General features: G+C 69.0%; 19 protein-coding genes. 11 read left to right on the top strand and 8 right to left on the bottom strand.

Annotated elements, in window-relative coordinates; genetic code table 11:
- The first annotated feature begins 46 nt into the window (after positions 1 to 46).
- On the top strand, positions 47 to 640 hold the full coding sequence (locus G3M57_RS19905) for a hypothetical protein (RefSeq protein ID WP_163232562.1): 594 nt from the start codon (positions 47 to 49) through the stop codon (positions 638 to 640).
- Positions 641 to 646: 6 nt separating this feature from the next.
- Here G3M57_RS19905 and G3M57_RS19900 read toward each other — a convergent pair whose 3' ends face one another.
- The 3 genes from G3M57_RS19900 to G3M57_RS19890 all read right to left on the bottom strand — a co-directional run bounded on the left by G3M57_RS19900 (position 647) and on the right by G3M57_RS19890 (position 2,774).
- Positions 647 to 1,198 (bottom strand): NADPH-dependent FMN reductase, encoded by a 552-nt coding sequence (locus tag G3M57_RS19900; protein ID WP_163232560.1) that lies wholly within the window; start codon positions 1,196 to 1,198, stop codon positions 647 to 649.
- A gap of 60 nt (positions 1,199 to 1,258) precedes the next feature.
- Positions 1,259 to 1,942 carry an AAA family ATPase gene (locus G3M57_RS19895; RefSeq protein ID WP_056761580.1) on the bottom strand — a complete coding sequence of 228 codons (684 nt, stop codon included), beginning with the start codon at positions 1,940 to 1,942 and terminating at the stop codon, positions 1,259 to 1,261.
- Positions 1,943 to 2,108: 166 nt separating this feature from the next.
- Positions 2,109 to 2,774: a ParA family protein gene (locus G3M57_RS19890; RefSeq protein ID WP_056761584.1), complete on the bottom strand. Its 666-nt coding sequence runs from the start codon at positions 2,772 to 2,774 to the stop codon at positions 2,109 to 2,111.
- Between the two features lie 230 nt (positions 2,775 to 3,004).
- On the opposite strand from G3M57_RS19890, the gene G3M57_RS19885 reads away from it, so the two are divergent.
- Positions 3,005 to 3,712: a TVP38/TMEM64 family protein gene (locus G3M57_RS19885; RefSeq protein ID WP_163232558.1), complete on the top strand. Its 708-nt coding sequence runs from the start codon at positions 3,005 to 3,007 to the stop codon at positions 3,710 to 3,712.
- 343 nt (positions 3,713 to 4,055) lie between these two features.
- Positions 4,056 to 5,642 (top strand): 2-isopropylmalate synthase, encoded by a 1,587-nt coding sequence (locus G3M57_RS19880; protein WP_163232556.1) that lies wholly within the window; start codon positions 4,056 to 4,058, stop codon positions 5,640 to 5,642.
- A gap of 57 nt (positions 5,643 to 5,699) precedes the next feature.
- On the opposite strand, the gene G3M57_RS19875 is transcribed toward G3M57_RS19880, so the two are convergent.
- Positions 5,700 to 6,173 carry a hypothetical protein gene (locus G3M57_RS19875; RefSeq protein ID WP_163232554.1) on the bottom strand — a complete coding sequence of 158 codons (474 nt, stop codon included), beginning with the start codon at positions 6,171 to 6,173 and terminating at the stop codon, positions 5,700 to 5,702.
- A 125-nt stretch (positions 6,174 to 6,298) separates the two neighbouring features.
- On the opposite strand from G3M57_RS19875, the gene G3M57_RS19870 reads away from it, so the two are divergent.
- The 6 genes from G3M57_RS19870 (at position 6,299) to rodA (ending at position 13,539) form a co-directional block, all read left to right on the top strand.
- Positions 6,299 to 7,183: a DMT family transporter gene (locus tag G3M57_RS19870; RefSeq protein WP_163232552.1), complete on the top strand. Its 885-nt coding sequence runs from the start codon at positions 6,299 to 6,301 to the stop codon at positions 7,181 to 7,183.
- A 372-nt stretch (positions 7,184 to 7,555) separates the two neighbouring features.
- Positions 7,556 to 8,599 (top strand): rod shape-determining protein, encoded by a 1,044-nt coding sequence (locus G3M57_RS19865; protein WP_056761599.1) that lies wholly within the window; start codon positions 7,556 to 7,558, stop codon positions 8,597 to 8,599.
- Between the two features lie 49 nt (positions 8,600 to 8,648).
- A complete protein-coding gene (gene mreC, locus G3M57_RS19860; RefSeq protein WP_163232550.1) occupies positions 8,649 to 9,824 on the top strand; it encodes a rod shape-determining protein MreC in 1,176 nt (391 codons plus the stop codon).
- Between the two features lies 1 nt (position 9,825).
- Positions 9,826 to 10,335 carry a hypothetical protein gene (locus G3M57_RS19855; RefSeq protein WP_163232548.1) on the top strand — a complete coding sequence of 170 codons (510 nt, stop codon included), beginning with the start codon at positions 9,826 to 9,828 and terminating at the stop codon, positions 10,333 to 10,335.
- 4 nt (positions 10,336 to 10,339) lie between these two features.
- Entirely contained in the window at positions 10,340 to 12,385 is a 2,046-nt protein-coding gene (gene mrdA, locus G3M57_RS19850; protein WP_056761606.1) for a penicillin-binding protein 2, read from the top strand.
- Positions 12,382 to 13,539 (top strand): rod shape-determining protein RodA, encoded by a 1,158-nt coding sequence (rodA, locus tag G3M57_RS19845; protein WP_163232546.1) that lies wholly within the window; start codon positions 12,382 to 12,384, stop codon positions 13,537 to 13,539. Before mrdA ends, rodA begins: the two co-directional genes overlap by 4 nt.
- 47 nt (positions 13,540 to 13,586) lie before the next feature.
- Here the strand turns inward: rodA and G3M57_RS19840 are convergent, their stop codons facing one another.
- Both G3M57_RS19840 and G3M57_RS19835 read right to left on the bottom strand, forming a co-directional pair.
- A complete protein-coding gene (locus tag G3M57_RS19840) occupies positions 13,587 to 14,843 on the bottom strand; it encodes a DNA polymerase IV (RefSeq protein ID WP_163232544.1) in 1,257 nt (418 codons plus the stop codon).
- Positions 14,840 to 15,487 (bottom strand): hypothetical protein, encoded by a 648-nt coding sequence (locus G3M57_RS19835; protein ID WP_163232542.1) that lies wholly within the window; start codon positions 15,485 to 15,487, stop codon positions 14,840 to 14,842. Before G3M57_RS19835 ends, G3M57_RS19840 begins: the two co-directional genes overlap by 4 nt.
- Positions 15,488 to 15,609: 122 nt before the next feature.
- Between G3M57_RS19835 and divK the strand changes: the two genes are divergently transcribed.
- Positions 15,610 to 15,978, top strand: a complete 369-nt coding sequence (gene divK, locus G3M57_RS19830; protein ID WP_056761701.1) for a cell-cycle response regulator DivK — start codon at positions 15,610 to 15,612, stop codon at positions 15,976 to 15,978.
- 4 nt (positions 15,979 to 15,982) lie between these two features.
- The gene (locus tag G3M57_RS19825) at positions 15,983 to 17,347 is read left to right on the top strand and encodes a PleD family two-component system response regulator (RefSeq protein WP_057184636.1); all 1,365 of its coding nucleotides are present in this window, start codon (positions 15,983 to 15,985) and stop codon (positions 17,345 to 17,347) included.
- A 95-nt stretch (positions 17,348 to 17,442) separates the two neighbouring features.
- Here G3M57_RS19825 and G3M57_RS19820 read toward each other — a convergent pair whose 3' ends face one another.
- Together G3M57_RS19820 and rpmG are read right to left on the bottom strand one after the other, a co-directional pair.
- Positions 17,443 to 18,210, bottom strand: coding sequence for a glutaminyl-peptide cyclotransferase (locus G3M57_RS19820; protein WP_208789631.1), 768 nt, complete (start codon positions 18,208 to 18,210; stop codon positions 17,443 to 17,445).
- 102 nt (positions 18,211 to 18,312) lie between these two features.
- On the bottom strand, positions 18,313 to 18,480 hold the full coding sequence (gene rpmG, locus G3M57_RS19815) for a 50S ribosomal protein L33 (protein ID WP_010920317.1): 168 nt from the start codon (positions 18,478 to 18,480) through the stop codon (positions 18,313 to 18,315).
- Between the last annotated feature and the right edge of the window lie 57 nt (positions 18,481 to 18,537).

Below are 18,537 nucleotides of genomic sequence, written 5' to 3'. Positions count from 1 at the left end.
GGCGGGCGATCGACGCAACGACGTCTCTGAAACGAAGGGGGAAACCATGACCAAGATCGCCATCCTGGCCGCCGTGGCCGCGCTGAGCCTGTCCGCCACCGCGCCGCTGACAGCCAAGGCCGCCCAGCCGGCCCCGCAAGGCATCATGAAGTATGCGATCAACAAGCCGTCCATAGCCTGGAACGTCAACGGGGCGGGCCAGACCAATGCTCCGGTCAAGGACAAGGCGGTGATCGGCGGCGCGGGCGTCCGCATCCAGGTCACCGCGCCAGCGCCCGACAAGCCGTGGGAGGACAGCGCCGGCCAGGGGGTGGACGGCAAGATCACAAAGGGCGACGTCGTCACCGTCGCCTTCTGGGCCAAGGCCGAGCCGGTCGACGGCGGGCCGGCCACGGCGACGATCAATTGGGTCGGGGTCCATCAGTCGGTCGCGCCGTGGAGCGGGATCGTCACCGGCCAGGTCGAAACCATCGGCGGCGACTGGAAGATGTACACCTTCAGCGGCCGGGCCGGCATGGACGCCGAGAAGGGCGCGGCGGCGGTCACCCTCCAGTTGGGCAGCGCCAAGCAGACCGTCGTGCTGGGGCCGCTGTTCGTGCTGGATTTCGGTCCCAACTACGACCCGTCGATGGCCAAGTAGGAAGGCTCAGCCTTTCCCGCGGCCCTTCTCGCGCATGTGCTGGATGAACGCGTCCAGGTGCTTGCCCAGATAGGCCAGGGTCTTTTCGTCGACCACCTGGCCGTTCTCGATCTTGGCGTGGGCCTGGCCGACCAGCATCTCGCTGAGCGGCCAGTATTCCGCCGAGACCTTGCGCAACGACTGGCGCAGGGCGTCCTGGGCGCGGACCGTGCCGGTGACGCCCGGCGAGGCGCCGACGATGCACGCGGTCTTGCCATGCAAGGCCGAGGGGCTGCCGCGCGAGGCCCAGTCGATGGCGTTCTTCAGCACCCCGGTGACCCCGCCATTGTACTCGGGGCAGGCCAGTAGCAGGGCGTCGGCGCCGCGGACGGCGTCCTTCCAGGCCGTGACCGGCGCGGGATCGCCCTGGTCCTCGACGTCCTGGTTGAACAGCGGCAGGTCGTGCAGGCCGAAGATCTGGATCGTCACCCCCTCGGGCGAACACTCCTGGGCGGCGCGCAGCAGGGCGGTGTTGAACGAGGCCGCCCGCAGGCTGCCGGAGACGCCGAGAAGTTTCATGAGAGGCTCCGCCACACGAGCGCGGAACCTAGTCGGCGCCGGCGCCGGGGGAAAGCCGGATCAGGCGGTGAGGGCGGTCCTCATCGGCGTTTCGCCGCCCAACGCACCCAGCGCGCCCAGCCCGCCCTCGACATGGGTCCAGAGGCGGTGCAGGTCGCGGGCGGCCGGGCCGCCCGGCTCGAGCTCGGCCACGCAGAGCCCATGGGCCATGGCCGTCTGGAACGCCTCGCGTGCGCGCAGGCCGTGCGGGGCCAGCGGCAGGCCGCAGAACCTCAGGGCTTCCAGGATCTCGGGGAAAGCCGTCGGCGCGACGTCCGACCGGCTGGTGTGGGCCTGGTTCAGCACCACCATGCCGTCCTTGCCCAGGCGGCGGACGGCCTCCGCCGAGCGGACGATCGGGGCAAGGTCCAGGAACGAGGGTCGGCCGGCCACCAGGCAGAGGTCGGCGATGTTGACCGCCTGGGCGACGTCGGCCTCGGGCATGGCCGGGGTGTCGATGAACAGGTAGTCGACGCCATCCCGCATGGCGTTTGACTTGGTCATGAACAGCTTGCCGGCGGTGACCTCGGCCAGGATGGGACCGGGTTCGCGGCGGGCCCTCAGGGCGTCCGACGCCGACCGCTGCGGATCGATGTCGGCCAGCACCACCTTGCGGCCCTGCAGGAAGGCCGTCAGCGCCAGGTTCACGGCCAGGGTCGTCTTGCCCGCCCCGCCCTTCCTGGAAAGCACAGTAATTGTCTTCACGACTTGCACTCTTCGCCCAGACCCAGCGGCCGGTTCCCGCAGCCGCAAGGTTCCCCAAGGTGGATCACTGTTATGGTCAAGGTATGAACAGAACCTTCAACTTGCCGACTATTTGACGCCGAGGTCAAATCCACGAAAGCCGTTGCACAGTTTGAAAAATTCGGGCTCAGCCGGCGCGGGCGTCGCGTCCGTGGCCGTCCAGGGCCAGCAGGGCGGCGACGTGGCTCCACAGGCGGTCGACCTCGCGGGCGGCCGGGGCCTGGGCGTCCCATTCGCCGACCGACAGGCCCCGGGCGATCGCCTGCTGGTAGAGGGTCCGCGAGCGCAGGCCGACGGGCGCGATCGGCAGGCCGCAGAACCGCAGCGCCTCGATGGCCTTCTGCACGCTGGCGGGCTCGGCCCCGCCGCGCTTGGACGGCGCCTGGTTCAGCACGATCAGCCCCGCCTTGCCCAGTCGCCGGACCATCTCGGCCGAGCGCGCCACCGAGGCGATGTCCAGGAAGGTGGGGCGGCAGACCAGCACGCACAGGTCGGCGGAGTTGACCGCCACGGCCACGTCGGCGTCCGGCGCGGCGGGGGTGTCGATCAGCATGACGTCATAGGCGTCGTGCAGGGCCTGGGAGCGGGCCTGGAACAGCTTGCCGGCGTTGATCTCGGCCAGGGCGGGGCCGGGCGCGGCGCGGGCCCGCAGGGCGTCGGAGGCCGAGCGCTGCGGATCGATGTCGGCCACCAGCACCTTCCAACCCGCCAGATGAGCGGTGAGGCTCAGGTTGATCGCAAGAGTCGTCTTGCCGGCCCCGCCCTTGCGGGAAATCACAGCCAGAGTCTTCACGTCCGACGCTCCCCAACACACCCGGTCCGCAACCGGAAAGCCTGTGGATAACTTAGCCGCCCCTTACGACGGGTTCGCAACTGAAATGTCGTGTTTGGAGAATCTTAACCATGGACCCTTGCAGGCGGGGGAAAGCTTGACCGTAAAATGAGCAATTGTCGGACGATGATGGGGGGCTGCCTCGAGCGCACCCCTCTTGACCGCGCCTGGGGCATGGGCGAGGCAGGCGGATGCTTCGTCGCCTGATCCACTTCTTCACCAACATGGACGCCCGGGCCTGGCGAACGGTCGCGGTGTCGTTCGTGCTGTTTGGCGGCGTCGGCGTGGTCTTCCTGTTCGGGGCCCAACTTCTGGGCCTGAACGGCGAGGTCACGGTCGAGCAATGGCTGAGCGCCGCCCACGGGCCCTGGGCCCTGCCGGTCGCGGTCGGCGCCTTCGCGGTCCTGGCCTTCATCGGCGTGCCGCAGTTCGTGCTGATCGCCGCGGCGGTGGTCGCCTTCGGGCCCTGGACCGGCTTCGCCTACAGCTGGATCGGCACCCTGGTCTCGTCCCTGGTCGGGTTCTGGCTGGGACGCACGTTCGGCGGTCGGCTGCTGCAGGACCTGGCCGGCGACGGCGTGGCCAAGTTCATGAGGCTGATCGGCAAGAACGGCTTCCTGGCCAGCCTGATCGTTCGGCTGGTGCCGTCGGCGCCGTTCATCGTGGTCAACATGGCGGCGGGCGTCACGCCGATGAAGGTGTTCGACTTCGCGGCTGGCACGGCGGTCGGTATCATCCCCAAGATCGCCCTGACCGCCTTCGCCGGCAATTCGATCGTCCAGGCGCTGAAAGGCGGCGGCCAGCGGCACATCGTCATGCTGGTGGCGGCCGTGGCGGTCTGGATCGCCGCCGGCCTCGTCGCCCGCGCCTGGCTCAAGAAGCGCGAGGCGGCGGAGTAGGCGGGGCGGTTCGCGCCGTCCGAGGCGGCCTGGCGGGGTCGTTTGACGCGCCGATCTCCGCTCCGCCGCCACGGCTTTCCTCAACCGACAAGTGTCCTTGGTCGAAAGTTGCGTGGCGTGCGGCCAATCGCGCGATTAACGCAAAATGCTTGCTGGCTTTGGGCCTGCTGTGTAGAAAGCAACTCATGAACGTCGCGCGCCAACTGCTTTCGCTTCGGCTTACCAACCCCTGGGCGCTCTAGGGGCCGCGCTTCGTCGTGGCCGGGCGCGCAGGGGATGACTGAACCCGCCGCCCCAAAGGTCAGACCTGGCCCCACGCAGACACCTTCCGACGAGTAGACCCATGACCCCCCCTTCTTCTGGCGTATCCGCCGGCGCCTTCGACAAGCGCGACAACGTCGTCATTTTCGACACCACCATGCGCGACGGCGAGCAGTCGCCCGGCGCCTCGATGTCGCACGACGAAAAGCTGGAACTGGCCAAGATCCTCGAGGAGATGGGGGTCGACGTCATCGAGGCCGGCTTCCCGATCGCTTCGAACGGCGACTTCGAGGCGGTCCGCGAGATCGCCAAGATCGTCAAGAACTCGACCATCGCCGGCCTGTGCCGCGCCCACCAGGTCGACATCGACCGTTGCGCCGAGGCCCTGAAGGGCACGCAGCGCGGCCGCATCCACGTGGTGATCGCCACCAGCGACCTGCACATGAAGCACAAGCTGCAGATGGAGCCGGACGCCGTCATCGACGTGATCGCCCGCTCGGTCGGCCACGCCCGCAACCTGCGCGACGACGTCGAATGGTCGGCCGAGGACGCCACCCGCAGCGACCGCCAGTTCCTGCGCCGCGCCATCGAGACCGCCATCAAGGCCGGCGCCACCACGATCAACCTGCCCGACACGGTGGGTTACACCTATCCGTCCGAATACGCCGACCTGTTCAGCTGGATGGTCAACAACGTCGAGGGCACCGACAAGGTGATCTTCTCGACCCACTGCCACAACGACCTGGGCCTGGCCGTGGCCAACAGCCTGGCCGGCGTGCAGGGCGGGGCGCGGCAGATCGAGTGCGCGATCAACGGCCTGGGCGAGCGGGCCGGCAATGCGGCGCTGGAAGAGATCGTGATGGCCCTGAAGGTGCGCGGCGACAAGCTGCCCTTCGAGACCAAGATCGACACCACCCACATCACCCGGGCCAGCCGCTACGTCTCGGCCATCACCGGCTTCCCGGTGCAGTACAACAAGGCCATCGTGGGCAAGAACGCCTTCGCGCATGAAAGCGGCATCCACCAGGACGGGATGCTGAAGAACCGCGAGACCTACGAGATCATGACCCCGGAATCGGTCGGCCAGGCGCCGTCCAGCCTGGTCATGGGCAAGCACTCGGGCAGCCACGCCTTCCGCGCCAAGCTGAAGGACCTGGGCTACGAGCTGGGCCAGAACGCCCTGAAGGAGGCCTTCGGTCGCTTCAAGGACCTGGCCGACCGCAAGAAGCACGTCTACGACGACGACATCATCGCCCTGGTCGACGACGCCCTGGCGCGCGGCTCGGAACGTATCCGCGTTCAGCGCCTGCGGGTGGTGGCCGGCACTGACGGCCAGTCGGCCGAACTGACCCTGGAAGTCGACGGCGAGGTCAAGACCTCGGAGGCCTCGGGCGACGGTCCGGTGGACGCCGTCTTCAACGCCATCCAGCAGATCGTGCCGCATCAGGCCGCCCTGCGCCTGTTCCAGGTGCACGCGGTGACCGAGGGCACCGACGCCCAGGCCCAGGTCTCGGTCCGCCTCGAAGAAGACGGCCGCATCGCCACCGGCCAGGCCGCCGACACCGACACCCTGACCGCCTCGGCCAAGGCCTATGTGAACGCCCTGAACAACCTCATGGCGCGCAAGGAAAAGGGCCGGCCCGAAGCGGCGATCGCCAGCGGGTTCTAGGGTTACGACGGACGGGGACAGGCACATGCGCCTGTCCCCAATCCCCTCAACCCGCCCCTAAGCCGCTTCGCGCTTGGAGAGCGGCCGGGTCGCCAGCAGTTCGGCCGACAGGTGCGCCTGCGGCTCGACCTCCAGCCCCAGGGCCCGCAGATCCTCGCAGAGCGCCCGGCGCGGCTCCTGGTCCAGGAACGCGCCGGCGTCGATGACCATCGCCCCGCCCGGACGGAGCATGGCCGCCGTGGAAGCCGCCGCGGCGCGCGCGTCGGCGATCGTCGAGCAACCGACCACCAGCAGCACGTCGCTCTGCTCGTCGGCGGCCCGGCAAGTGGCCCGGCGGGCCGCCTCCACCCGGTCGTAGCCGCGTCGCCACAGCACGCTCATCGCCTCGCCGGCGTCCGGCCCGGTCACCGCCACGAAGCACAGGGGCGTCGCCTGGGCCAGGGCGAGCATGCGCCCAAGCGTGTGGTGGATCCCGTCGGTCGGAACGCCGAGCAGGAGCCGCGCGGCCTGGCGGAACGGATGGGACGACATGGTCGAAACCTCAAGCTGGTCGGACCCGTCACCGGACGCGCCGACCGCCAGGGTGTGCGCCCCGGAGGCCTAAGGCCTCCATTCGCAAACAGCTCGCCCGCATAAGGGCGGCATAAGGAACGGTCATGATCTGGATCCCGATCACCATCGCCGCCTCGTTCGCCCAGGTCGCCCGCAACGCCGCCCAGCGCTCGGTGATGGGCGACACTGGACCTTGGGGCGCGACCCTGGTGCGGTTCCTGTTCGGCCTGCCGTTCACGGCGGTGTTCGTGGGCCTCGCCTTCGCCCTGACCCGCGGCGAGCATCCGCATGCGACGCCCGCCTTCTGGGCGGCGGCCCTGCTGGGTGGGGCCAGCCAGATCGCCGCCACCGCCGCCTTGCTGGTCGCCATGCGGCGGGCCGGGTTCGCCGTGGCCACGGCCGTGCAGCAGAGCTCGATCCCGCTGGCGGCCCTGCTGGGCCTGGTGGTCTATGGCGAGCAACTGAGCGCGGTGGGCTGGACCGGCGTGGCCCTGGCCAGCGCGGCCCTGCTGGTGGTCACCTGGCCGCGCGCCGGGGCCTCCGGCGAGAAGCCGATCAGCGGCGCCCTCTACGCCCTGTTGTCGGGATTGGCGTTCGGCTTCTGCCTGAACGCCTTCCGCCAGGCCGGTCACGCGCTGGAGCCGGTACATCCGATCTTCGCCGCGGTGGTCACCCTGATGACCGTGCAGATCGTCCAGACCCTGGCCCTGACCCTCTACCTGGCGGTCGGCGATCGCGCCGCCCTGGTCGCGGTGGCCAAGGCCTGGCGACGGTCGCTGGGCGCTGGGTTCTGGGGCGCGGCGGCCTCGGCCGGCTGGTTCATCGCCCTGGCCCTGGCGCCGGCCGGGCAGGTGAGGGCGGTCGGGGTGATCGAGGCGCCGGTCGCCGCTCTCGCCGGCCGGCGCCTGTTCGCCGAAAGGCTGACCGCCGTCCAGATGATCTTCGGCCTGATCGCGGCGGCCGGCGTGGCCATGGCCGCGCTCGGCTAGAAAAGGCCATGTTTCTGCGATGAAACGCCCGGCGCCGCCGTTCTGCGAAAACAGGTGGGGCAGGGTCTGTAATAGACCTTGAAATCAACGCTTTCGCAGGGCAAACGGGCTTCGTCGGCAGCTTTGTGGCAGTCAGGCGACGGCGCGGCGGGAGCCTGCGCTCCCGTCGTGCGGCAGGCGCTGGTCAATGGGACAAAACCCGCAATTCGCGGGAATCATGTTGTCCTCTTTTGGAATTGAAGTAGGAGCCATCTTTCCCCTTCGTCTTCGTCGGTCCGCCGACACAAACGGCTCCGTTTCGTCTATCCGCCGCCTTCTGTTTCGAACGACCTCCAGCCGCTTCGCCCCCCTATCCCTCAGTCAGGGCTTTCAATGTTTTCTTCCCTCTTCGGCGTCATCTCCAACGACATCGCCATCGACCTGGGCACCGCCAACACCCTGATCTACCAGAAGGGCAAGGGCATCGTGCTGAACGAGCCGTCGGTGGTCGCGCTGCGCAACGTGGGCGGCCGCAAGATCGTCCATGCGGTGGGGATCGAGGCCAAGCAGATGCTGGGGCGCACGCCGGGCCACATGGAAGCCATCCGCCCGATGCGCGACGGGGTCATCGCCGACTTCGAAGTGGCCGAGGAGATGATCAAGTACTTCATCCGCAAGGTTCACAACCGCAAGGGCTTCGTGAACCCGAAGGTGATCGTCTGCGTGCCGTCGGGCGCCACCGCCGTGGAGCGTCGCGCCATCAATGACAGCTGCCTGAACGCCGGCGCCCGCCGCGTCGGCCTGATCGACGAGCCGATGGCCGCGGCGATCGGCGCCGGCCTGCCGATCCACGAGCCGACGGGCTCGATGGTCGTCGACATCGGCGGCGGCACCACCGAGGTGGCCGTGCTGTCGCTGTCGGGCATCGTCTATTCGCGCAGCGTCCGGGTCGGCGGCGACAAGATGGACGAGGCGATCATCAGCTACATGCGCCGCCACCATAACCTGCTGATCGGCGAGACCACCGCCGAGCGCATCAAGAAGGAAATCGGCACCGCCCGCGCGCCCGCCGACGGCGAAGGCCTGTCGATCGACGTCAAGGGTCGCGACCTGATGCAGGGCGTGCCGCGCGAAGTGCGCATCAGCGAAAAGCAGGCCGCCGACGCCCTGGCCGAACCCGTCGGGCAGATCGTCGAGGCGGTGAAGGTCGCCCTGGAAGCCACCCCGCCCGAACTGGCCAGCGACATCGCCGACAAGGGCATCATGCTGACCGGCGGCGGCGCGCTGCTGCGCGGCCTGGACGCCGAGATCCGCGACCACACCGGCCTGCCGGTCACCGTAGCCGACGATCCGCTGTCGTGCGTCGCCCTGGGCTGCGGCAAGGTGCTCGAGCATCCCAAGTGGATGAAGGGCGTTCTTGAATCGACTCTCGCCTAGGCGCCTAACTTAAGTCGGACGCCGCGGGGGGCGTCGGGAGAACGCGTACGTGCCCTTTCGCGAAGGTCCGCTCGGCGACCTGAAAGTGCCGCTTACCTGGACCGCGGCCGTGGCGTTGATCGTCGCGGTCGTGATTGCGGTGGCCTTCCTGCTGGCCGACCGGCGCGAGACCCTGCAGCAACAGGCCTACGGCGTCACCCGACAGACGGTCGACACGGTGTCCAAGCCGGTCAGCGGCGTGATCGCCGCGCCCGGGCGCTGGACCGGCCTGGGCGTCGACTTCGTCAGCAGCTACTTCTTCACCGCGTCGGAGAACCGCAAGCTGAAGGCCGAGCTGAAGGAGATGCGCGGCTATCGCGACATGTACCTGGCCGAGGTCGACAAGAACCAGAGCTACCGCTCGCTGCTGGGCCTGCGCACCGATCCGCCGATCCCGATGGTCGCCGCCCGCGTGGTCGCCGACACTCGCGGCCCGTTCGCCAACACCCGCCTGGCCGACTCCGGCTCGGAGAAGGGCGTTGTGGTCGGCAATCCGGTGATGAACGAGCGCGGCCTGGTCGGCCGGGTGGTCGGCGTCGCTCGTGGAGCCAGCCGGGTGCTGCTGCTGACCGACATCGCCTCGCGCACGCCAGTGATGGTCGACCGCACCAACGCCCGCGCCATCTTGACCGGCGACGGCGGTCCCAATCCGAAGCTGGACTATCTGCGCGGCCCCGATCCGATCAAGGAAGGCGACCGGGTCGTCACCTCGGGCGACGGCGGGGTTGTGCCGCGCGGTCTGCCCGTCGGCGCGGCCGTCAAGGGCCTGGACGGCCGTTGGCGGGTGGTGCTGTTCGCCGACGACGCGGCCATCGACTATGTCCGCATCCTGCTGTTCAAGGACTTCGCCCAGCTGGCCGACCAGAAGGCCCTGCTGACCCGTAGCCTGCCGCCCGTCACCACCGAGGATCCCGACGTCTCGATCCTGGGTCCGGTGGCCACCACGCCGAAGCCGACCACCCAGGCCGGCGCGGCGCCCATGGCGTCCGGCGCCGCCCCGGCCGCCCCGGCGACAACGACGCCGACGACGGCGACCACCCCGGCCAAGCCCGGCGCCACCACCTCGTCGGCGACGGCCAAGCCGCCGGCCGCATCGACCCCGAAGCCCGTGACGCCCAAGCCCGTGACGCCCAAGCCGGCGACCTCCGCGCCCGCCCCGGCCCAGCGGCCCGGCGGGGAGATCTAGCGTGGGCGGCGCCCGGCCTCTGCACCCCGGCCTGTGGCTGGGCGTGCCCACAGTGCTGTGCGTGCTGGCGACGATCGTCTTCGCCGCGCCGATCCGCATCTTCGGCCTGCAGCTGCCCGAGCCGGTGTTCGCCATGGTCCCGGCCTTCGCCTGGGCGCTGATCCGGCCCTCGATCCTGGCGCCGTTCGCCCTGCTGGCGCTGGGCCTGTTCCTGGACGTGTTCTGGGGCGGGCCAACCGGCCTGTGGGGCCTGTCGCTGCTGGTCGCCTACGCCACCGCCTTGGCCGGGCGAAGCATGGTGACCGGTCAGAGCCAGCCCGTGATGTGGGCCTGGTTCGCCGGCGTCACCGCCATCGCCATGGCGGGCGGTTTCCTGTTCAGCATGCTCGATAGCCTGGCCATGCCCAGCCTGCTGGCCGTCTTCTGGCAGTTCCTGGTGACGACCCTGTTGTTCCCGTTCGCCCACCGGCTGATCGACCGGTTCGAGGACGCGGACGTTCGGTTCCGGTGACGCCATGAGCGAACCGTCGATCATGTTCTTCGAGGTGAACGAGCGGCAGGGGGTGTTCCACCGCCGCGCGTTCCTGATGGGCGGCCTGGCCGGCGGCGGCCTGATGGCCCTGGGCGGCCGCCTGGCCCAGCTGCAGCTGGTCGAGGCCCAGCGCTACCAGAAGCTCTCGGCCGGCAACCAGTTCAACTACCGCCTCACCCCGCCGCCGCGCGGCCTGATCCTGGACCGCAACGGCGTGGCCCTGGCCTCCAACCGGCCGAACTTCCGCCTGATGGTCAGCAAGGACTCCAAGGACTTCGACGTCGAGACCGCCCTCGACGACCTGGCCCTGCTGGTGCCGATCGACGCCGCGCGCCGCGCCCGCCTGGTCAAGGACATCGCCCGCGCGCCCAAGAAGGCCCCCGTGGCGGTGATGGAGGACATGACCTGGGAGGAGTTCTCCCGCGTCAACATCCGCGCCCCGGAGCTGCCGGGGGTGACGGCCGACATGGGCGAGGTGCGGGTCTATCCGTTCGGCGGGGCCTTTGCCCACGTGATCGGCTATGTCGCCAAGGTCTCCGACCGCGACCTGGAGAAGGCCAAGGACGACCCGACCCAGGACCAGGACCTGCTGCACCATCCGGGCTTCCGGATCGGCAAGGCCGGCATCGAGAAGTCCCTCGACCGCGACCTGCGCGGCCGTCCCGGCGCCACCAAGGCCGAGGTCGACGCCCAGGGGCGCGTCGTGCGCCTGGACCCCGAGGGCGACATCCCGGCCACGCCCGGCAAGGAAGTGCGCCTGACCCTGGACGCCGACATCCAGAACCGCGCCCTGGAGGTGATGGGCGACGAAAGCGGCGCGATCGTCGTCATGGACATCCGCAACGGCGACCTGCTGGCCATGGTCTCGGCCCCCAGCTTCGACGCCAACCGCTTCGTCAAGGGCCTGTCGGGACCTGAGTACAAGGCCCTGGCCGAGTACGAGCGCAAGCCGCTGCTGGACAAGGTGCTGAACGGCACCTTCCCGCCGGGCTCGACCTTCAAGCCGACCGTCGGGCTGGCGGCCCTGACCGCGGGGATCGATCCCGAGGTCCGCGTCAGCTGCGGCGGCAGTTGGTACTACGGCGGGCGGACCTGGCGGTGCTGGCAGAAGGGCGGCCACGGCTCGCAGAACCTGCACGAGGCGATCAAGAACTCGTGCGACATCTATTTCTACCAGACCTCGCTGAAGATCGGGCCCGACGCCATCGCCAGCGCCGCGCGGGCCATGGGCTTCGGCAGCACGTTCGACATCGGCATTCCGGGCCAGAAGAAGGGCCTGGTTCCCGACCGCGAATGGAAGAAGCGGGCCTTCAAGAAGAATCCGGCCAACCAGATCTGGTTTCCGGGCGAAACCCCCAGCTACGGCATCGGCCAGGGAGCGCTCAGCGTCAACGCCCTGCAGCTGGCGGTGATGACCTCGCGCCTCGCCAACGGCAAGAAGGCGCTCAACCCGCGCCTGATCAAGTCGGTGGGCGGCGTCGAACAGCCCAGCGGTGCGGCGGTGCCCGACCTGCCATTCTCGATGGAGCACCTGGCCTATGTGCGCGGCGGCATGGCGGCCGTGGCCAACGACGTGCGCGGCACCGCCTATCGCCAGAGCCAGCTGGGGCTGGGCGACGTGCAGATGGCCGGCAAGACCGGCACGGCGCAGGTCCGCAGCTACGACAAGGTCAAGAGCCGCAACAGCGCCAGCGTCCAGTGGAAGCTCAAGGACCACAACCTGTTCGTGGCCTTCGCGCCCTATGACGACCCGCGCTACGCCGTGGCCGTCATCGTCGAGCACGGCGGCCTGGGCGGCGCCACCGCCGGGGCCCCGCGGGCCCGCGAGGTGATGCGCGTGGCCCTGCTGAAGGACCCCGAGATCCGGGCCCGCATCGAGCGGCCCATGCCGTTGCCGGCCGAGCCGGTCGAAGCCGCCCCCGACGGTTCTGTCGAGGGCGCCGCGCCCGACGATCCGACCGTCGGGACGGCGCCGACGACCGCCGTCCCGACTGTTCCTGCGTCTCCCGCCCCCGGAGTTCCCCGATGACCCTCAGCGGCGGCCTCAGCCGGCCTGGCGAACGCGATCGGCCGATCATCAAGTTCACGGAGATCGACTGGACCCTGTGTCTGGTCCTGGCCCTGATCGCCGGGGCCGGCGCCCTAATGCTGTTCTCGATCGCCGGCGGCTCGTGGGAGCCCTGGGCCGACAAGCACCTGCTGCGGTTCGGCATCTATTTCATCCTGATGATCGCCCTGGCCCTGGTCGACCTGCGCGTCTGGTTCAGCCTGGCCTATCCGATCTATGGCGTCGGCCTGCTGCTGCTGGTGGCCGTCGCCCTGGTCGGCGACTCGTCGCTGGGCGCCCAGCGCTGGCTGGCCGTGGGGCCGGTGCGCTTCCAACCGTCCGAGATCATGAAGATCGGCGTGGTTCTGGCCCTGGCCCGCTACTATCACGGCCTGTCGGCCGACAGCGCCCGGCTGTCATGGAAGCTGCTGATACCCGCCGCCCTGATCGGCGCGCCGGTGCTGCTGGTGGCCCACCAGCCCGACCTGGGCACGGCGATGCTGATCGCCCTGCCGGGTTTGGCGGTGATGGTGCTGGCGGGGCTATCGCTGCGCCTGATCGTCGTTGGGGCGGTGGGCGTGCTGGCCGCGCTGCCGCCGTTCATCTTCTTCGTGCTGCACGACTACCAGCGCAACCGCATCCTGACCTTCATGGATCCGGAGAAGGACCCGTCGGGCAACGGCTACCACATCATGCAGTCGAAGATCGCCCTGGGCTCGGGCGGTCTGCTGGGCAAGGGCTGGGGCCTGGGCTCGCAGAGCCAGCTGAACTTCCTGCCCGAGAAGCAGACCGACTTCATCTTCGCCACCCTGGCCGAGGAGTTCGGCTTCGTCGGCTGCGTCAGCGTGCTGTTCCTGTACGGCGTGGCGATCTTCATGGCCCTGCGCATCGCCTCGATCAGCCACAGCCACTTCGGCCGGCTGTCGGCGGCGGGCGTGACCGCCACCTTCGCCCTCTACGTGCTGATCAACGGCGCCATGGTCATGGGCATGGCCCCGGTGGTGGGCGTGCCGATGCCGATGCTGTCGTACGGCGGCACCGTCATGCTGACGGTGATGATCGGCTTCGGACTCGTCCAGGCCGTACGGGTGCACCGCTATACCGAGGTGACCAGCGGCAAGGGTTCGCTGATGTAGCCGCCGGTTCTTTCCCTCCCCGCAAGGGGGAGGGAAGGGGGCCTTCCTCACTTCCCCTTCAGCGCCCGCCCGGTCACCACCGCTCCCGCCCCGAACTTGCCCCGCAGGCCGTCGATCACCGTCTCGCTCTTCAGCGCCCTGCGCTCGTCGCCGGCGAAGAAGTCGTCGGCCGCGCCCTCGGCGGGGACGAAGTCGGTCAGGCCGGCGCCGATCAGGCGGTAGTGCAGGCCGCGAGGCTCCGCCGCCAGCAGCTCCCGGGCCACTTGGAACAGGGTGCGGGCCGTCTGGGTCGGCACCGCCAGGGTGCGGCGGCGGGTGTGGATCTTGAAGTCCGGCGTGCGCAGCTTCAGCGTCGCCACGCGGCCCGCCACCCCGCCCGCCCGGGCCTGCCGGGCGACCTTCTCGCACAGCGGCCACAGCTCGTCTTCGAGGTCCTCGCGCTTGTAGAGGTCGTCGTTGAAGGTGGTCTCGGCGCTGATCGTCTTGCGCTCCTGGTCGGGATCGACCATCCGCGTGTCGCGCCCGTGGGCCAGGTGGTGCAGCCGCAGCCCGCCCGAGCCCAGCACCTTGACCAGCCATTTGAGGTCGGCGCGGGCGATGTCGCCGACCGTGCGCAGGCCCTCCGACGCCAGGGCCGTCACCGTGGCCGGGCCGACGCCGGGCAGGATCGACACGGGCCGGGGGGCCAGGAACTCGGCGATCCCCGTCGCCCCGATCACCGAGAAGCCGCGCGGCTTGTCCAGTTCCGAGGCGATCTTGGCCAGGAACTTGTTGGGCGCCAGGCCGATCGAGACGGTGATGCCCACCTCGGCCTCGATCTCGCGCTGGACCCGGGCCAGCATCACCGCCGGCGGGGCGCCGTGCAGGCGCTCGGTGCCCGACAGGTCGATCCAGGCCTCGTCCAGCGACAGCGGCTGCACCAGGGGCGTCAGGGCCTCCAGCTTGGCCATGATCCGCCGGCTCTCGTGCTTGTACTTGGCGAAGTTGGGCTTGATGACCACCGCGTCGGGGCACAGCTTCAGCGCCTTGTACATCGGCATGGCCGAGCGCGGGCCGCTCATGCGGGCGATGTAGCAGGCGGTGGTCACCACGCCGCGCTTGCCGCCGCCGACGATCACCGGCTTGTCGCGCAGCGACGGATCGTCGCGCTTCTCGACCGAGGCGTAGAAGGCGTCGCAGTCCATGTGGGCCATGTTCAGCCGGCCCAGTTCCTCGTGGAAGATGACGCGCGGCGACCCGCAGGCCGGGCAGCGCGAGACCTTGGCCTCGCCCGTGGCCAGGCAGTCGCGGCAGAGGGCTTTCATGGGAACAGCTTGCGCTCGATCGCGGCCTTCAGGTCCGGCCACAGGTCGATGCGGGCGTGCCGCTCGGGATCGGACGGGGCCAGGGGGCGCAGGCGCTCGTCGGCCACCATCTGGAAGCGGCTCACCCGCGGCGCGCTGTCCGCCACCGAGTTCAGCTGCGGCAGCAGGTCGTCGATGAACACCGACGGCGAGGCCGTGCGTTCGGACAGGTGGGCCGCCGACGGCCCCTTGGGGCCACTGTTGATCACCAGCGGATAGTCGAAGCCGTGGGTCTTCAGCCAGCGGATGCGCGACTGGCGGCCGTGTTCGGGGGCGTTGGTCAGGATCACGACGTCGGCCCGGGCGGACAGATCGGCCAGGGCGTCGGCCGCGCCCTCGGCGGGCAGCAGATCGTCGGCCCCGTCGCGGAAGAAGTCGTCGAACAGCGCCCGGCCGGCGATCAAGTCCAGGTGCTCGGTCTCGCCCGGGCGGTAGATGTTCTGGAACAGGGCGAAGCGGTCGACCCGCAGTTCGAACCCATGGCGCCCGATGAACGTTCCGAATCCATGCATGAAGCGCGCGAGGACCTCGTCGACATCGACGATGACCAGCGGCGTATCCGGGCGCACGGTGCAGGCCTGAAGGTCGGAAGGACAGGGTTCCATGATCTGCGATCGGTCAAGGTAAACGCGATTAGCGCGGGCTTAAGGATATTCGTGCGATCTGGAATCCAGAAGCGACGCGAATCCCTCACGCATCGCCACGGACCGGAATGGTCGGGGTCAGGATGACGAAGAAGGTCCTCATCGTCGAGGATAACGAGCTGAACATGAAACTCTTTCATGACCTGCTCGAAGCCCAGGGCTATGAGACCCTGCAGACCCGCGAGGGCCTGCAGGCGTTGTCGATCGCCCGCGAGCACCGTCCGGACCTGATCCTGATGGACATCCAGCTTCCCGAGATCTCCGGCCTGGAGGTCACCAAGTGGCTGAAAGAGGACGACGATCTGTCCCATATCCCCGTCGTCGCCGTGACGGCGTTCGCCATGAAGGGCGACGAGGAGCGGATTCGCGAGGGCGGCTGCGAGGCCTATATCTCCAAGCCCATCTCGGTGTCGCACTTCCTGGAAACCATCCGCCGGCTGCTGGAGAGGTAGGGCCGTGAGCGCGCGCATCCTGGTCGTCGACGACATCGAGGCCAATGTCCGCCTGCTCGAGGCCAAGCTGTCGGCTGAATATTATCAGGTCTCCGTCGCCTATGACGGCCCCACGGCCCTGGCCCTGGCGGCGGACGAACTGCCCGACGTCATCCTGCTGGACGTGATGATGCCCGGCATGGACGGCTTCACCGTCTGCCGCAGGCTCAAGGAAGATCCCGCCACCCGCCACATCCCCGTGGTGCTGGTCACGGCCCTGGACGGCCGCGCCGACCGCATCCAGGGGCTGGAGGCCGGCGCCTCTGACTTTCTGACCAAGCCGATCGACGACGTCATGCTGTTCGCCCGGGTGCGCAGCCTGACCCGCTTCAAGCTGGTGATCGACGAACTGCGCCAGCGCGAGGCCTCGGGCCGGCGCATTGGCGTGATCGCCGGCGCCGCCTCGCGGCTGGACGGCCTGGGCGGCCGGGTGCTGGTGGTCGACGACAACGAGCGCCAGGCCCAGCGCGTGGCCGCCGAGCTTGCGGTCGAGCACCGCCCTGTCATCGAATCCGACCCCGCCAAGGCCCAGATCAGCGCCGGCGGGCCGGTGGACCTGGTGATCATCAACGCCGCCGCCAAGGGCTTCGACGGCCTGCGCTTCGCCGCCGCCCTGCGCTCGGACGAGCGCACCCGCCACCTGCCGATCCTGGCCATGGTCGATCCGGACGAGCGTCCGCGCATCGTCAAGGCGCTGGAGATCGGCATCAACGACATCCTGCCCCGGCCGATCGATCCGCAGGAACTGGCCGCCCGGGTCAAGACCCAGATCCAGCGCAAGCGCTACACCGACTACCTGCGCCAGAACCTCGACTACAGCCTGGAACTGGCGGTCACCGACCAGCTCACGGGCCTGCACAACCGCCGCTACATGACCGGCCAGCTGGACTCGCTGGTCAAGCGCGCGGGCCTGGGCGGCGATCCGGTCGCGGCGCTGCTGATCGACCTCGACCACTTCAAGAAGATCAACGACGGCTTCGGCCACGACGTTGGCGACGAGGTGCTGCGCGAGTTCGCCCTGCGCCTGGCGTCCAACGTCCGCGCCATCGACCTGCCTTGCCGCTACGGCGGCGAGGAGTTCACGGTGATCATGCCCGACACCCAGCTGGCCGACGCCCTGCGCATCGCCGAGCGGATCCGCATGCACGTCTCCGGCTCGCCGTTCCGCGTGGCCCACGGCAGCGAGCTCCTGACCGTGACGATCTCGGTCGGCGTCTCGGCCACCAGCGGTCCCGACGACACCCCCGAGGCCTTGCTCAAGCGCGCCGACGAGGCGGTGTACGAAGCCAAGAAGTCGGGCCGCAACGCCGTGGTGGGCAAGGCGGCCTGATCCGCCGGGGACATGCCCTTGCGGCGTGTCCCCGTCAGCAGCCGCCGCGCCTGGACATGGGGACACGCCGCAAGGGCATGTCCCCGCCCGGAAGCTTACCGCTTCGCCACCAGCTTGATCTCATACAGCCGCGGCCACAGCTTGCCGGTCACGATCAGACGGTCGGCCTTGGCGTCGTAGGCGATGCCGTTCAGCACGTCGGCCCGGGCCCGGTCGGCGTCCGGCAGCAGGCCCGCCAAGTCGATCCAGCCGGTCACCTTGCCGGTCGCCGGGTCGATGCGGGCGATGCGGTCGGTCTGCCAGATGTTGGCGTAGATCTCGCCCTTGACCCATTCCAGTTCGTTCAGCTGATCCACCGGCCGGCCCTCGTCGGTGACGGTGATCCCGCCGGTCTCCTTCAGGGTCTCCGGATCCAGGAACCGCAGGCGCGAGGTGCCGTCGCTCATGATGATCCGCGTGTCGTCGCGGGTCAGGGCCCAGCCCTCGCCGGGATAGCGGAACTCGCCCTTGGTCTCGAAATCGTCGATCCCGTAGACGAAGCCGACCTGGTTCTTCCAGGTCAGCTGGATCAGCCGGTCCTTCCAATCGATGATGCCCTCGCCGAAGAACTGGCTGGAGATCGAGCGTTCATTCTCGACGCTTCCGGTCTCCAGCACGATCTTGCGGATCGACGAGGCGCCTTCCAGTCCGGTGCTCTCGTACAGGAAGCCGTCGCGCAGGAAGAGGCCCTCGGTGAAGGCGTTGGGGTCGTGGGGATAGGTGCGGACCACCTGGTAGCCATAGGACGGGGTGGCGGCGTGGCCGGGCGGCGCGCAGGCCGCCAGCAGGCTCACAAGGGCGATCAGGACGGTCCGGCGCATCATCCGCAAAGCCTTAGCCTGGCTTGTGTGTGGAAAGAATGGCGCAACGAAAAACGCCCGACCTTGCGGCCGGGCGTCTTGTCGCATCACGAAGGGTCGGCAGACCTACTTGATCTTGCCTTCGCGGAATTCGACGTGCTTGCGGATGACCGGATCGTACTTCTTCAGCACCATCTTTTCGGTCTTGGTGCGGGCGTTCTTCTTGGTCACGTAGAAGAAGCCGGTGTCCGCCGTCGAGTTCAGGCGGATCTTGATGGAAGCCGGTTTGGCCATGGTCGAATCCCTGCGATGGTCGCGCAGGTCCCTACGCGGTCGAAATAAGAGGCGCGG

The organism is Caulobacter rhizosphaerae, from assembly GCF_010977555.1.
In the GTDB taxonomy this organism is placed as follows: Bacteria; Pseudomonadota; Alphaproteobacteria; order Caulobacterales; family Caulobacteraceae; genus Caulobacter; species Caulobacter rhizosphaerae.
This window is presented reverse-complemented; position numbering and strand designations above follow the sequence as displayed.